Source organism: Billgrantia sp. NRB1 (genome assembly GCF_056921725.1).
The window spans coordinates 3,873,026-3,887,933 of the sequence record NZ_CM167783.1; the positions used below are offsets into that span (position 1 = coordinate 3,873,026).

Sequence of the window (14,908 nt, forward strand, 5' to 3'; positions counted from 1 at the left end):
CGCGGGCCCCTCTCTGATGAATGGCCCCATTCTACCAGCAGCACCGGCAGCGGCGCCCAAACGCGCGAAGGCGGCCCTCAGGCCGCCTTCGTCGAACTCACGCTCGCCCTCAGAGGCGCTGCAGGCGCAGCATCTCGTTGTTCTCGAAGCGGCGACGCTGGGGGTCGATCAGCTCGAGAGTGGATTCATCGAGGCGCAGGAAATAATAGACCTGGCCATCATCATCGGGCGTCAGCTCATAAACGGTGGCATCCGGATCCACGGCCGTGCCGCTAAGCACTTCCCAGTTGCCGGCGTAGTTCTCGTCCTCCGGCTCCTGCGGATGCTCCCGGTAGCTGGCGCGCAGCGTGAAGGTGCGCTCCGCGAGACTGCTCTGTTCATCGCCCATCAGCCGCACATCCAGGTCGATCCCCCCACCGGGACCACAGTTGCGGCAAGGCAGCGTGCCCTGATAGGCCACTTCGCCGTCGTCCATGGCGGGGGCGGCCGCATGATCATCGCTCGGGGCGGCGGCACAGCCCGCGAGTAGGGCCAGCATTGCCGAGCTGGCCAGCAGGGTCCTGATTTGCATTCGTTCACTCCTAAGCAATGGGCTTGTCGCCGTAATCTACGGCAGCCTGTTTCACAGCATAACGCCTCTGCGGCTCAGCGGACAGTTTCGATCCGCGGCGGTTCCCTCCGGGCCGACTCACAGGGCGCCCGAGTAGACATGCTGAAACACCAGCGCCAGCACGATGGGCATGACCACCAGGCTCCCCAGATTACCGATCAGCACCAGCGAGGCCACCTTGTGGGGCTCCTGGCGGTACTGCTCGGCCACCAGATAGTTGAGCACTGCCGGCGGCAGGGCCGCAAACACCCACAGGGTAGCGGCCTGCAGGCCGGTCAGCTCCAGCCACAGGACCATCGGGACCGCCAGCAGAAGCCCGGAAAGCGGGCAGAGCACGGCGCCCAACAGCCCCGTCTTCCAGTCGCCGAAATCGATATCGAGCATTCTCACACCGAGGGCGAACAGCATCAGCGGAATGCACACCCCGCCCAGCATATGCAGCGCCTCGAGCAGCCAGCTCGGCAGGGACACCCCTCCCAGGTTGATCGCCAGTCCCGCGATGCTGGCCAGCACGATGGGCATGCGCAGCAACCGCCACAGCGGCGTCCTGGGGCTCAGCATATAAAGCCCCACCGAAAAATGCAGCAGCATCTCGACGATGAACACCACCACGGCCGCCGGCAGCGCCGCTTCACCGAAGGCCAACACCAGTAGCGGAATCCCCATGTTGCCGGCGTTGTTGAACATCATCGGCGGCAGGAAGGTCTTGGGTTCCAGCTTCAGCCACTTGGCCAGCGGCCATAGCACCAGCCCGGAGCCCAGCACCACGACGGCTGCCGCCAGCGCCAGGCCGGCATACTCCTCCAGCGGCGCCCGGCCATCGGCCAGCACAGCGAACACCAGCATGGGGACGAAAAGCTCCATGTTGAGGGTGTTCAGGCCGCGGATGTCAGGCGTACGGTAACGACCATAGAGCGTGCCGCAGCCGGCAATCAAAAATACCGGCAGCAGGGTGGCGAAAATCTGGGCGGTCATATACGGGTTCCAGGATCCAGACGAAAGCGCCTAGGCTAGCATGCTGCCGGCTTGCGCGGTCAGGCCGCAGCGGTCACCATGGGCTAAAGTCCATCATGACGAACAGCGAGCCACCATGAGCCAGTTCTGGAGCCCGGCGGTTCACGAGCTGACCCCCTATGTGCCCGGGGAGCAGCCGCGCGAGCGCCTGATCAAGCTGAACACCAACGAGAACCCCTACCCGCCGGCCCCCGGCGTGGAAACTGCGCTGCGGGAGTTTCCCGCCGACCACCTGCGCCTATACCCGGATCCCGAGTCCCGTGCTCTGCGCCAGGCGCTGGCCGACGAATTTGGCGTCGACATCGGGCAGGTGTTCGTCGGCAACGGCTCCGATGAAGTCCTGGCGCTCGCCTTCCAGGCGTTCTTCTGCCACGGTCAACCCCTGCAGATGCCGGCCATCACCTACAGCTTCTACCCGGTCTATTGCCGGCTGTACGGGATCGAGCGCCAAGGCCTTGCCCTGGATGAGCAGTGGCGCGTGGACCTGAACGCCTTCGATGACAGCGGCAGCGGGGTGATCTTTGCCAACCCCAACGCCCCCACGGCCCACGGCCACGGCCGGGCCGACATCACCAGCTTGCTGGGGCGGGTCACCCAACGCGTCGTGCTCATCGATGAGGCCTATGTGGATTTCGGCGGTAAAAGCGCCATACCCCTGGTAGCCGACCATCCCAACCTACTGGTGACAGGCACTTTTTCGAAGTCTCGCAGCCTGGCCGGTTTACGGCTGGGCTACGCCGTCGGGTCCCGTGAGCTGATCGAGGGGCTCGAGCGGGTCAAAGACTCCTTCAACTCCTACCCCATCGACAGCCTGGCAAGTGCCGTCGCCATCGCCTCGCTCGAGGACCGGGAACACTTCGACGCCTGCCGGGAGCGCGTGATCACCACCCGCGAACGCACTGCCAGACGCCTTGCCGATCTTGGCTTCCAGGTGCTGCCGTCGCAGGCCAACTTCGTGCTGACCAGCCACCCTGAACACGACGCCGCCCAGCTCTTCGTCGGCCTGCGTGAACGCGGCATCCTGGTGCGTCATTTCAACACCGAGTCACTGCGCGACTTCCTGCGCATCTCCATCGGCACCGACGACGAGATGGATAGCCTGATCGAAGTGCTCGAAGGGCTATGCCGCTAACCACGACACAGCCGCCCCTAAACGACGAAACCCAGCCTCTTTCGAAGCTGGGTTTCTGAAGAAGTGCCTGACGATGACCTACTCTCGCATGGGGGTGAGAGCGCCCGGCTCTTCGCGGCACCGCCGCGAGGGCGCTCGAACGCCCCGAGCCTGCGAGGGGCCGGCCCGCGAAGCGGCCCCACGAATAAAGAGCGGGCTGACCCATGCCCATGAAAAAACCCCGAACATCGAAATGTCCGGGGTTTTCTCGGTATAAATGCCTGACGATGACCTACTCTCGCATGGGGAAGCCCCACACTACCATCGGCGCTGAGCGGTTTCACTGCTGAGTTCGGCAAGGGATCAGGTGGTTCCCACTCGCTATGGTCGTCAGGCGAAAACGGTTGGAATCATGCCGACGCTACGTCTCGTCGTATCCGTCAATGTCGCGCGCAATGCGCAGACCCCTTGGGGTTATATGGTCAAGCCTCACGGGCCATTAGTACCGGTTAGCTCAACGCCTTGCAGCGCTTCCACACCCGGCCTATCAACCAGCTGGTCTCGCTGGGCCCTTCAGGAGGCTCGAGGCCTCGGGGATGTCTCATCTTGAAGGGGGCTTCCCGCTTAGATGCTTTCAGCGGTTATCCCGTCCGCACATAGCTACCCGGCAATGCCACTGGCGTGACAACCGGAACACCAGAGGTGCGTCCACTCCGGTCCTCTCGTACTAGGAGCAGCTCTTCTCAAACATCCAACGCCCACGGCAGATAGGGACCGAACTGTCTCACGACGTTCTAAACCCAGCTCGCGTACCACTTTAAATGGCGAACAGCCATACCCTTGGGACCGACTTCAGCCCCAGGATGTGATGAGCCGACATCGAGGTGCCAAACACCGCCGTCGATGTGAACTCTTGGGCGGTATCAGCCTGTTATCCCCGGAGTACCTTTTATCCGTTGAGCGATGGCCCTTCCATACAGAACCACCGGATCACTAGAACCTACTTTCGTACCTGCTCGACGTGTCTGTCTCGCAGTCAAGCACCCTTATGCTCTTGCACTCATTGCACGATTTCCGACCGTGCTGAGGGTACCTTCGTGCTCCTCCGTTACGCTTTGGGAGGAGACCGCCCCAGTCAAACTACCCACCACACACTGTCCTCGATCCGGATCACGGACCTGAGTTAGAACGCCAATGATGCCAGGCTGGTATTTCAAGGTTGGCTCCACCCGAACTGGCGTCCGGGTTTCCAAGCCTCCCAGCTATCCTACACAGGCAACATCAGCGTCCAGTGTGAAGCTATAGTAAAGGTTCACGGGGTCTTTCCGTCTAGCCGCGGGTACACAGCATCTTCACTGCGATTTCAATTTCACTGAGTCTCGGGTGGAGACAGCGTGGCCATCATTACGCCATTCGTGCAGGTCGGAACTTACCCGACAAGGAATTTCGCTACCTTAGGACCGTTATAGTTACGGCCGCCGTTTACCGGGGCTTCGATCAGGAGCTTCGCCCGAGGGCTAACACCATCAATTAACCTTCCGGCACCGGGCAGGCGTCACACCCTATACGTCCGCTTACGCGTTTGCAGAGTGCTGTGTTTTTAATAAACAGTTGCAGCCACCTGGTATCTTCGACCGCCTTCCGCTCCGGCCGCGAGGGCCTTCACGTAGTGGCGGCGTGCCTTCTCCCGAAGTTACGGCACCATTTTGCCTAGTTCCTTCACCCGAGTTCTCTCAAGCGCCTGGGTATTCTCTACCTGACCACCTGTGTCGGTTTGGGGTACGGTCCCACTGTATCTGAAGCTTAGAGGCTTTTCCTGGAAGCGTGGCATCGATGACTTCCACCCCGTGGGGTGTTCGTCTCGCTTCTCGGCCTTAGGGATCCGGATTTGCCTGAACCCCCAGCCTACAAGCTTTCACCAGGACAACCAACGCCTGGCTCACCTAGCCTTCTTCGTCCCCCCATCGCAATACAGTGAGGTACGGGAATATTGACCCGTTTCCCATCGACTACGCCTTTCGGCCTCGCCTTAGGGGCCGACTCACTCTGCTCCGATTAGCGTCGAACAGAAACCCTTGGTCTTCCGGCGGGGGAGTTTTTCACTCCCCTTGTCGTTACTCATGTCAGCATTCGCACTCGTGATACCTCCAGCAAGCCTCTCGACTCACCTTCGTCGGCGTACACGACGCTCCTCTACCGCTTGCCATTCGGCAAGCCCGTAGCTTCGGTACCTGGTTTAGCCCCGTTACATCTTCCGCGCAGGCCGACTCGACTAGTGAGCTATTACGCTTTCTTTAAAGGATGGCTGCTTCTAAGCCAACCTCCTAGCTGTCTGAGCCTTCCCACATCGTTTCCCACTTAACCAGGATTTGGGGACCTTAGCTGACGGTCTGGGTTGTTTCCCTTTTCACAACGGACGTTAGCACCCGCTGTGTGTCTCCCACGCTGGCACTCACCGGTATTCGGAGTTTGCCTCGGGTTGGTAAGTCGGGATGACCCCCTAGCCGAAACAGTGCTCTACCCCCGGTGGTGATACGTGAGGCGCTACCTAAATAGCTTTCGAGGAGAACCAGCTATCTCCGGGCTTGATTAGCCTTTCACTCCGATCCACAAGTCATCCAAATCTTTTTCAACAGATCCTGGTTCGGTCCTCCAGTTGATGTTACTCAACCTTCAACCTGCTCATGGATAGATCGCCCGGTTTCGGGTCTATATCCAGCGACTGGTCGCCCAGTTAAGACTCGGTTTCCCTACGCCTCCCCTAATCGGTTAAGCTCGCCACTGAATATAAGTCGCTGACCCATTATACAAAAGGTACGCGGTCACACGACGAGCGTGCTCCCACTGCTTGTACGCATACGGTTTCAGGATCTATTTCACTCCCCTCGCCGGGGTTCTTTTCGCCTTTCCCTCACGGTACTGGTTCACTATCGGTCAGCCAGGAGTATTTAGCCTTGGAGGATGGTCCCCCCGTCTTCAGTCAAGGTTTCACGTGCCCCGACCTACTCGATTTCACTGGATCAGGCTTTCGGCTACGGGACTATCACCCGCTATGGTCGCGCTTCCCAGCGCGTTCGCCTAACCATTCACCAGCTTAAGGGCTGGTCCCCGTTCGCTCGCCGCTACTGGGGGAATCTCGGTTGATTTCTTTTCCTCGGGGTACTTAGATGTTTCAGTTCCCCCGGTTCGCCTCCCAACACCTATGGATTCAGTGTGGGATACCCTGCTGATGCAGGGTGGGTTTCCCCATTCAGAGATGCCCGGGTCACAGGTTGTTTGCCACCTCGCCGAGCCTTATCGCAGGCTTCCACGTCTTTCATCGCCTCTGGCTGCCTAGGCATCCACCGTATGCGCTTAATCGCTTGACCATATAACCCGAAAGGGTCTGGTCGGCGATTACGTACGACAATTGCCGGATACGCTTGAGACGTATCTCATGTCCTTTCTTCTCAGAAAGGAACTTGTCAGCATGATTCACATTGTTAAAGAGCATTTAGAGCGGTAAGCCCTAAGCTGTAAGCTTTAAGTCAACACCTTGCAGTGTCGTCAAAGCTTATAGCTTAGCGCTAACGTTAGACTGTTTTGATGGGGTTTTCTTACAGCTTCAAGCTTACGGCTTAAGGCTGAGAAGATGGTGGAGCCAAGCGGGATCGAAGTCGCCCGCGACCCCGGACTGACCACCTGACGTGCAAGGCAGGCGCTCCCTCAGCTGAGCCGTTCCGGACTTTCCAAGGAAAGTGGTGGAGCCAAGCGGGATCGAACCGCTGACCTCCTGCGTGCAAGGCAGGCGCTCTCCCAGCTGAGCTATGGCCCCGAAGGAAATTTGTGTGAGACAAGGCGCTTCGATGCGACGCATAGCCTGCTATGCGAGTATCGAAGCAACGCAGTATCACGCAAATTTGGTGGGTCTGGGCAGACTTGAACTGCCGACCTCACCCTTATCAGGGGTGCGCTCTAACCAACTGAGCTACAGACCCAAACAGTCTTTGCTCTGGCCGATCAGGTAATTCATTGTGAGCACTTGCCGCGAGGCGGCGATATGTCGTTTAAGGAGGTGATCCAGCCGCAGGTTCCCCTACGGCTACCTTGTTACGACTTCACCCCAGTCATGAACCACACCGTGGTGATCGCCCTCCGAAGTTAGGCTAACCACTTCTGGTGCAGTCCACTCCCATGGTGTGACGGGCGGTGTGTACAAGGCCCGGGAACGTATTCACCGTGACATTCTGATTCACGATTACTAGCGATTCCGACTTCACGGAGTCGAGTTGCAGACTCCGATCCGGACTGAGATCGGCTTTATGGGATTAGCGCACTCTCGCGAGTTGGCAACCCTTTGTACCGACCATTGTAGCACGTGTGTAGCCCTACCCGTAAGGGCCATGATGACTTGACGTCGTCCCCACCTTCCTCCGGTTTGTCACCGGCAGTCTCCCTAGAGTTCCCGACCGAATCGCTGGCAAATAGGGACAAGGGTTGCGCTCGTTACGGGACTTAACCCAACATTTCACAACACGAGCTGACGACAGCCATGCAGCACCTGTCTGAGAGCTCCCGAAGGCACGAATCCATCTCTGGAAACTTCTCTCGATGTCAAGGGTAGGTAAGGTTCTTCGCGTTGCATCGAATTAAACCACATGCTCCACCGCTTGTGCGGGCCCCCGTCAATTCATTTGAGTTTTAACCTTGCGGCCGTACTCCCCAGGCGGTCGACTTATCGCGTTAACTGCGCCACAAAGTCCGCGAAGGACCCAACGGCTAGTCGACATCGTTTACGGCGTGGACTACCAGGGTATCTAATCCTGTTTGCTACCCACGCTTTCGCACCTCAGTGTCAGTGTCAGTCCAGAAGGCCGCCTTCGCCACTGGTATTCCTCCCGATCTCTACGCATTTCACCGCTACACCGGGAATTCTACCTTCCTCTCCTGCACTCTAGCCTGACAGTTCCGGATGCCGTTCCCAGGTTGAGCCCGGGGCTTTCACAACCGGCTTATCAAGCCACCTACGCGCGCTTTACGCCCAGTAATTCCGATTAACGCTCGCACCCTCCGTATTACCGCGGCTGCTGGCACGGAGTTAGCCGGTGCTTCTTCTGTGGGTGATGTCCTTCTTCCGGGGTATTAACCCGAAAGCCTTCTTCCCCACTGAAAGTGCTTTACAACCCGAAAGCCTTCTTCACACACGCGGCATGGCTGGATCAGGGTTGCCCCCATTGTCCAATATTCCCCACTGCTGCCTCCCGTAGGAGTTCGGGCCGTGTCTCAGTCCCGATGTGGCTGATCATCCTCTCAGACCAGCTACGGATCGTCGCCTTGGTGAGCCATTACCTCACCAACTAGCTAATCCGACATAGGCTCATCCGATAGCGCAAGGTCCGAAGAGCCCCTGCTTTCTCCCGTAGGACGTATGCGGTATTAGCCTGAGTTTCCCCAGGTTATCCCCCACTACCGGGCAGATTCCTATGCATTACTCACCCGTCCGCCGCTCGACGCCCGGGAGCAAGCTCCCGTCGTTTCCGCTCGACTTGCATGTGTTAGGCCTGCCGCCAGCGTTCAATCTGAGCCATGATCAAACTCTTCAGTTTAAGATCATATAGTTCTTGCCCTCCCGAAGGAGGAAGCGAACCAAACTTGGCTCAAGGTTCAAACGTTCTCAAAAAGACCCGAAAGTCTTTGACGAGTCGCTTGCCTTGATAATGGTGTGACTTCTCACCACCTCATCGACAAGCGCCCACATGAATTACCTGATCGATTGTTAAAGAGCGGCCCCTGACTCCCCTCAATTTCAACCCGAGGAGCGGAGCGTCTCGCTTGCTGCCGTGACCGGAGCTTCCGGCCTCGCCAGCGCCCTGCGAGGAAGGCGTATTCTACTGACCCGGCTGAGCTTGTCAACTCTCTTCGCTGCCTCACTGCTGTGAGCGTGGCGTCGAAGCCCAGCGTTGCTGGTGGCCGCTCAGAGCCCCTGACGGGTCTCTGTGTCGAGTGGGGCGTATTCTACCGAATCCGCCGCGGGCGTCAAGTCGGAACTTTGCGAAGCGATTCGAAAAACCCAAAGCGAGACAACCACTTACCACTCTTGTCACCGCCTGCAACGTTGCCCGTTGCCGGCAGCGGATGCGTACTTTAAGGCTTTCCCCCGCCCCCTGCAAGGGGCGGCTGTAAAAATATTCGGTTCATCGGAGACTGGCGTGAAATTGCCCTGTGGGAGGGGACTTTAGCTCGCGAAGTAGCGCGCAGCGCTACCCATGGGGCGCCTGTGGCGCCTTCGCCCGGCAGAGCCGGCCTCCCACCATGAAACCTGCCAAACATGCTCACCTCACGCCAAAGGCGAAGAGCCAAATATTTCAGGCGCCTGACCCGGGCATGGCGAGACGAAGACAGCGAACCTGTCCACAGGTGCTCAGAGACAACCCCCTGTGGATGCTTTTGCGCCCCGGGCAGAGACGACAGCGCCCGCACGAGGCGGGCGCTGCAGAATCTGCCAAAGGGCAACTTACTTGATGATGACGCGGGCGTAGCGCTTCTTCCCCGCCTGAATGACGTAGCTCTTGCCGGTATCAAGCATCGCATCCTTGGCCACCACGTCACCATCCACCTTGACCCGGCCGTTGCCCAGCATGTCCTTGGCCTGGGCGCTGTTGCTGGCAAGCCCCGAGCGGTTGAGCACCGCGGCGATCGGCGCCTGGGCGCTGCCTTCGAACTCTACCTCAACCTCCGGCAGGTCCTCAGGCAGCTCCCCCTCCGCGAGCTGGTTTCCCGCCGACCGGTGGGCATTGGCAGCCGCCTCTTCGCCGTGGTAGCGGCCGATCAGCTCGCGGGCCAGCACCATCTTGATGTCGCGGGGGTTGGCACCGGCCTGGACGTCTCGCTTGAGCGCTTCGATCTCTTCGTTTGCCTTGAGGGAGAGCAGCTCGAAATAGCGCCACATCAGGCTGTCGGGCATCGAGACCAGCTTGTTGAACATGGCGCCCGGCGCTTCGTCGACGCCCACGTAGTTGCCCAAGGACTTGGACATCTTCTGCACGCCGTCGAGCCCCTCAAGCAGCGGCATGGTGATGACCACCTGCGGCTCCATGCCGAAGTGCTTCTGGATCTCGCGTCCCATCAGCAGGTTGAACTTCTGATCGGTACCGCCGAGCTCCACGTCGGCCTCGAGCGCCACCGAGTCATAGCCCTGTACTAGCGGGTAGAGAAACTCGTGGATCGAGATCGGCTGGCCGGAGGCATAGCGCTTGTCGAAGTCGTCGCGCTCGAGCATCCGCGCCACAGTGCTCTGGCCGGCCAGCTCGATCATGTCGGCGGCGCTCATCGAGGAGAACCACTCTGAGTTGAAACGCACCTCGGTCTTGTCGGGGTCGAGGATCTTGAACACCTGCTCCCGATAGGTCTGGGCATTGGCCTTGACCTCCTCCTCGGTGAGCGGCTTACGAGTGACGTTCTTGCCAGTAGGGTCGCCGATGCGGCCGGTGAAGTCGCCGATCAGGAAGATCACCTCGTGCCCGAGGTCCTGGAACTGGCGCATCTTGGTCAGCAGCACGCTATGGCCCAGATGCAGGTCCGGCGCCGTCGGATCGAAACCCGCCTTGATCCGCAGCTTGCGACCGGAGTCGAGCTTTTTCTTGAGCTCATCCTCGATCAGGATTTCCTGGGTACCACGCTGCAGCAGCGCCAGCGCGCTCGCGACATCGCTCATCGTCTCCTACTCCACGGCAAATCGGTTGCTCGGCCCTGCGGGCAGGGTCCATCGAATGGGGCAGGATGGTAGCATGACTTGAGGCTTCGCGGAGGGGCCGCGGTCACGGGAGATAAAGCGCATGTCACTGTTCATTGGCCTGATGTCCGGCACCAGCCTGGACGGCATCGACGCCGCCCTGGTCCAGGTCGTATCGACAGGCCAGGCAAGGCTGCTGGCCAGCCACGCCGAACTCATGCCGGAGACGCTACGCCAGCAGCTGCTGACACTGTGCCAGGCCGAGCATGTCGACTTTGCCGTCCTGGCCGCCGCCGAAGATGCCTTCTGCCGTCTGCAGGCCAAGGCGGTGACGCGGCTGCTCGACGCCAGCGACTCGCGGCCCGAGGCCATTGCCGCCATCGGCAGCCACGGCCAGACCATCGAACATGCCCCCTGGGGACACGCTGGCGGCCCCGCCTATACCCTGCAGCTGGACAACCCGAGCCTGCTCGCGGAGCTGACCGGCTGCCGGGTGGTGGCCGATTTTCGGCGCCGCGACCTGGCCGCCGGCGGGCAGGCCGCCCCCCTGGCACCCGCCTTTCACGAAGCGCTGTTCCGCCACCAGGGCGCGTGGCGGCTGGTACTCAACCTGGGCGGTTTCGCCAACCTGACACTCCTGCCGCCGGCCGACCACGACGCCGAGGTGACCGGCTTCGATACCGGCCCGGCCAATGTGCTGCTGGACGCCTGGCACGCCCGTCACTGCGGCGGGCGCTTCGATGCCAACGGCGCCTGGGCGGCCTCGGGGCAGGTGGACGAGGCCCTGCTAGAGCGACTGCTCGCCGAGCCCTTCTTCCATCGCCCGCCGCCGCGCAGCACCGGCCGCGAGGTCTTTCATCTCGACTGGCTGGCGCGCCAGCTAACCGGAAACGAAGCGCCCGCCGACGTCCAGGCCACCCTGGCGGAGCTGACCGCCACCAGCGTGGCACTGGGCGTGGAGATGGCACGCGAACGCTACGGAGCGCCGCGCCCGGCGGCCCTGATCCCCTGCGGCGGCGGCGCCCACAACCCCCACCTGCTGGATCGGCTGGCACGCCACCTGCCCGACACGCCGCTAATCGCCAGCGCCGACTGGGGCTGGCCCGCCGACTGGCTGGAGGCCGGCGCCTTCGCCTGGCTGGCGTGGCGGCGGCTCGCCGGCCTGCCCGGCAACCTGCCCGCGGTCACCGGCGCCGCCGGCCCCCGGGTGCTCGGCGGCGTCTACGCTCCCTAAAATTCGGTTCTTCGCAGACTGGCGTGAACAGGCTATGTGGGAGGGACGGTTCGACGCCTCGACTTCAGCTCGCGAAGTAGCGCGCAGCGCTACCCATGGAGCGCCTCCGGCGCCTTCGCCCGGCAGAGCCGGCCTCCCACCATCAAACCTGCCAAACATGTTCACGCTAAAGTGCGAAGAACCTAAAAGTCGTCCTCATCGCGCAGCGAAAGCCGCTGCGCGCTGTCCTGCGCCTTGGCCAGGGCATCGCTGCTCTCGTCACCATACTTGATCATCATGCGCAGGTCGTTGGCGGAATCGGCATGCACCAGCGCCACTTCCTCGCTGATCTTCCCCGCCTTGAACAGCTCATAGAGCGCCTGATCGAAGGTCTGCATGCCGAGGTCACGGGAGCGGCTCATGACGTTCTTGATCTCCCCGACATCGCCCTTGCGCACCAGGTCGCCCACCAGCGGGGTGCGCAGCAGCACCTCGATGGCCGGGCAGCGACCGCCGTCCACGGTGGGCAGCAGCTGCTGGGCGACGATGGCATGCAGGTTCAGCGACAGGTCGAGCCAGATCTGCTCGTGGCGCTCATGGGGGAAGAAGTGAATGATCCGGTCCAGCGCCTGGTTGGCATTGTTGGCGTGCAGGGTGGCCAGGCAAAGGTGGCCGGTCTCGGCAAAGGTCAGGGCGTGCTCCATGGTCTCGCGGGTGCGCACCTCGCCGATCAGGATCACGTCCGGCGCCTGCCGCAGGGTGTTCTTCAGCGCCACTTCGAAGGAGTCGGTATCGATTCCCACTTCCCGCTGGTTGATGATTGCCTTCTTGTGGGGATGGACATACTCGATGGGGTCCTCGACGCTGATGATATGGCCGCCGATGGTCTCGTTGCGCTGCTGGATCATCGACGCCAGGGTGGTCGACTTGCCGGTACCGGTGCCGCCTACCACGAATACCAGGCCCCGCTTGATGTTGGCCAGCTCACCCAGCACCGGCGGCAGCGACAGCTCCTCCAGGTGCGGGATGTCATAGGCGATGCGGCGGATCACCATGGCCATCTGGTTGCGCTGCTGGAAGGCGCTGACGCGAAAGCGCCCTCGCCCCGAGAGGCTCAAGGCGAAGTTAGCTTCCCGCTCGCGGTGAAAGCGCTCCTTGAATCCCTCCGGCAGCGCCGCGTAGACCAGCTCCCGCACCTGCTCCACCGACAGCCGCTGGTCGCCCAGCGCGGTCAACTTGCCGGCCATCTTCAGCGTCGGCGGCGCTTGCACCGAGATCAACAGGTCCGAGGCTTCCTTCTGGGACATGATGCCCAGCAGCTGTTCCAGCCATTCGCGTGCGGTCATCTAGCGGCTCCCCTGGGTGATGGTCGGTTGCTTACGGCGTCAGCACACTCTTGGCACGCGCCTGGGCCTCTTCCCTGGCCACCACGTTGTCGCTGACCAGCTTGGCCAGGGAAGCATCCAGCGTCTGCATGCCCAGATTGCCGCTGGTCTGGATGGCGGAATAGATCTGCGCCACCTTGTCCTCGCGGATCAGGTTGCGCACCGCCGCGGTGGCGATCAGTATCTCGTGGGCGGCGACCCGGCCGCCCCCCTGGCGCTTGAGCAGGGTCTGGGCGATCACCCCCTGCAGCGACTCCGAGAGCATCGAGCGCACCATAGCCTTCTCCTCGCCGGGGAAGACGTCGATGATCCGGTCGATGGTCTTGGCCGCCGAGGTGGTATGCAGGGTACCGAAGACCAGGTGGCCGGTCTCGGCGGCGGTCAGCGCCAGGCGAATGGTCTCCAGGTCACGGAGCTCGCCGACCAGGATCACGTCGGGGTCCTCGCGCAGCGCGCTGCGCAGTGCCGGGGCGAAGCCGTGGGTATCGCGGTGCACCTCGCGCTGGTTGATCAGGCAGCGCTTGCTGCGGTGTACGAACTCCACCGGATCCTCGATGGTCAGGATATGGTCGTATCGATGATCGTTGATGTAGTCGATCATCGCCGCCAGGGTGGTGCTCTTGCCCGAACCGGTGGGGCCGGTCACCAGCACCAGCCCCCGGGGCAGCAGGGAGAGGCGCCGGAAGACATCGCCGAGCCCCAAATCGTCCATCGTCAACACCTCGCTGGGGATGGTGCGAAACACCGCCCCGGCACCCCGGGCCTGATTGAAGGCGTTGACACGAAAGCGCGCCACCCCAGGCACCTCGAAGGAGAAGTCGGTCTCGAAGAACTCCTCGTAGTCGCGCCGCTGGCGATCTCCCATGATGTCGTAGATCAGCTTGCGGACTTCGCGGTCCTCCATGGCCGGCACGTTGAGCCGGCGAATATCGCCATCGACGCGGATCATCGGCGGCAGTCCCGCCGACAGATGCAGGTCAGAGGCGTTCTGCTTTGCCGAGAACGCCAGCAGTTCGGTAATATCCATGCACTTCCCCTGCTCCCAGATACGGTTTCACTTAGTATGACAGACCTTTCGACATGGCGAACTTCGTGTGGCTGAGATGACGGATCTCGTACTTCGCGACTCGCTGGCGGCCGCACGCCGACGGCTGGCCGAGGCCCTGGCGGCCGCCGGGCGGGCCGACGACGACGCACGCTTGCTGGCAGTCAGCAAGACCAAGCCGGCAGCGGCGATTCGCGAGGCGCGAAAGCTGGGCCAGCGGGACTTCGGCGAGAACTACCTCCAGGAGGCCCTCGACAAGCAGGCCGAGCTGGCCGACCTGACGGATATCGTGTGGCATTTCATCGGCCCACTGCAATCCAACAAGACCCGCGCCGTCGCCGAGCATTTTGCCTGGGTACACAGCCTCGACCGTGAGAAGATCGCCCGGCGCCTCAACGATCAGCGCCCGGCCGACATGGCACCGCTCAACGTCTGCCTGCAGGTCAATATCAGCAACGAGGCGAGCAAGTCGGGCGTCACCCTCGACACGCTGCCGGCGCTGGCCGAGGCGGTGCTGGCGCTGCCATCGCTGCGCCTGCGCGGACTGATGGCGATCCCTGCGCCGGCCGACGACCTGGCGACTCAGCGGCGGCCCTATGCCCGGCTGCGCGAGGCCCAGGAGGCGCTGCGCGCACGGTTCCCCGGGGCGCCGCTGGACACCCTGTCGATGGGCATGAGCGGCGACCTGGAAGCCGCCATCCTGGAGGGCGCCACCCTGGTGCGGCTGGGCACGGCCATCTTCGGCGAACGCTCGCCTCGATGACGGCACCTACGCGTCGGCCGCCGGCCGGCGTGATTCACAGCAGAGAAAGGACAGAT

General features: G+C 61.8%; 8 protein-coding genes, 2 tRNA genes and 3 rRNA genes. 3 read left to right on the plus strand and 10 right to left on the minus strand.

The genetic code is table 11. The features are described from left to right. Positions 1 to 109: 109 nt before the first annotated feature. Positions 110 to 571 (minus strand): copper resistance protein NlpE N-terminal domain-containing protein, encoded by a 462-nt coding sequence (locus ACZIYR_RS17710; RefSeq protein ID WP_483527576.1) that lies wholly within the window; start codon positions 569 to 571, stop codon positions 110 to 112. Positions 572 to 688: 117 nt separating this feature from the next. Then, positions 689 to 1,585: an AEC family transporter gene (locus ACZIYR_RS17715; RefSeq protein WP_473031672.1), complete on the minus strand. Its 897-nt coding sequence runs from the start codon at positions 1,583 to 1,585 to the stop codon at positions 689 to 691. Between the two features lie 115 nt (positions 1,586 to 1,700). Here ACZIYR_RS17715 and hisC point away from each other — a divergent pair, with 115 nt between their 5' ends. Beyond that, complete coding sequence (gene hisC, locus ACZIYR_RS17720) at positions 1,701 to 2,756, plus strand: histidinol-phosphate transaminase (protein WP_473031673.1); 1,056 nt, start codon at positions 1,701 to 1,703, stop codon at positions 2,754 to 2,756. A 258-nt stretch (positions 2,757 to 3,014) separates the two neighbouring features. Here hisC and rrf read toward each other — a convergent pair. The 6 genes from rrf to tyrS all read right to left on the minus strand — a co-directional run bounded on the left by rrf (position 3,015) and on the right by tyrS (position 10,428). Further along, positions 3,015 to 3,130 (minus strand): 5S ribosomal RNA (rrf, locus tag ACZIYR_RS17725). An 83-nt stretch (positions 3,131 to 3,213) separates the two neighbouring features. Continuing rightward, positions 3,214 to 6,103: ribosomal RNA gene (locus tag ACZIYR_RS17730) — 23S ribosomal RNA — on the minus strand. A 370-nt stretch (positions 6,104 to 6,473) separates the two neighbouring features. Further along, positions 6,474 to 6,549: transfer RNA gene (locus ACZIYR_RS17735), tRNA-Ala, on the minus strand. 86 nt (positions 6,550 to 6,635) lie between these two features. Continuing rightward, positions 6,636 to 6,712 (minus strand) — tRNA-Ile (locus ACZIYR_RS17740). A gap of 70 nt (positions 6,713 to 6,782) precedes the next feature. Then, positions 6,783 to 8,320: ribosomal RNA gene (locus ACZIYR_RS17745) — 16S ribosomal RNA — on the minus strand. Together the 16S, 23S and 5S rRNA genes with 2 tRNA genes alongside form the textbook arrangement of a ribosomal RNA operon. Positions 8,321 to 9,228: 908 nt before the next feature. Next, on the minus strand, positions 9,229 to 10,428 hold the full coding sequence (gene tyrS, locus ACZIYR_RS17750) for a tyrosine--tRNA ligase (RefSeq protein ID WP_473031674.1): 1,200 nt from the start codon (positions 10,426 to 10,428) through the stop codon (positions 9,229 to 9,231). 121 nt (positions 10,429 to 10,549) lie between these two features. Here tyrS and ACZIYR_RS17755 point away from each other — a divergent pair, with 121 nt between their 5' ends. Next, on the plus strand, positions 10,550 to 11,680 hold the full coding sequence (locus ACZIYR_RS17755; protein WP_483527577.1) for an anhydro-N-acetylmuramic acid kinase: 1,131 nt from the start codon (positions 10,550 to 10,552) through the stop codon (positions 11,678 to 11,680). Between the two features lie 182 nt (positions 11,681 to 11,862). Here the strand turns inward: ACZIYR_RS17755 and ACZIYR_RS17760 are convergent, their stop codons facing one another. Beyond that, the gene (locus ACZIYR_RS17760) at positions 11,863 to 13,005 is read right to left on the minus strand and encodes a PilT/PilU family type 4a pilus ATPase (protein ID WP_483527578.1); all 1,143 of its coding nucleotides are present in this window, start codon (positions 13,003 to 13,005) and stop codon (positions 11,863 to 11,865) included. 31 nt (positions 13,006 to 13,036) lie between these two features. After that, a complete protein-coding gene (locus ACZIYR_RS17765) occupies positions 13,037 to 14,071 on the minus strand; it encodes a type IV pilus twitching motility protein PilT (protein WP_483527579.1) in 1,035 nt (344 codons plus the stop codon). A gap of 76 nt (positions 14,072 to 14,147) precedes the next feature. Between ACZIYR_RS17765 and ACZIYR_RS17770 the strand changes: the two genes are divergently transcribed. Continuing rightward, positions 14,148 to 14,852 (plus strand): YggS family pyridoxal phosphate-dependent enzyme, encoded by a 705-nt coding sequence (locus tag ACZIYR_RS17770; protein WP_483527580.1) that lies wholly within the window; start codon positions 14,148 to 14,150, stop codon positions 14,850 to 14,852. Positions 14,853 to 14,908: the final 56 nt, after the last annotated feature.

Bases quoted from the DNA above. Each gene is read 5' to 3' on its own strand.
- ACZIYR_RS17765 (WP_483527579.1), bottom strand. From the start codon at position 14,071: ATGGATATTACCGAACTGCTGGCGTTCTCGGCAAAGCAGAACGCCTCT.
- ACZIYR_RS17710 (WP_483527576.1), bottom strand. From the start codon at position 571: ATGCAAATCAGGACCCTGCTGGCCAGCTCGGCAATGCTGGCCCTACTC.
- ACZIYR_RS17770 (WP_483527580.1), top strand. From the start codon at position 14,148: ATGACGGATCTCGTACTTCGCGACTCGCTGGCGGCCGCACGCCGACGG.
- ACZIYR_RS17755 (WP_483527577.1), top strand. From the start codon at position 10,550: ATGTCACTGTTCATTGGCCTGATGTCCGGCACCAGCCTGGACGGCATC.
- ACZIYR_RS17715 (WP_473031672.1), bottom strand. From the start codon at position 1,585: ATGACCGCCCAGATTTTCGCCACCCTGCTGCCGGTATTTTTGATTGCC.
- tyrS (WP_473031674.1), bottom strand. From the start codon at position 10,428: ATGAGCGATGTCGCGAGCGCGCTGGCGCTGCTGCAGCGTGGTACCCAG.
- hisC (WP_473031673.1), top strand. From the start codon at position 1,701: ATGAGCCAGTTCTGGAGCCCGGCGGTTCACGAGCTGACCCCCTATGTG.
- ACZIYR_RS17760 (WP_483527578.1), bottom strand. From the start codon at position 13,005: ATGACCGCACGCGAATGGCTGGAACAGCTGCTGGGCATCATGTCCCAG.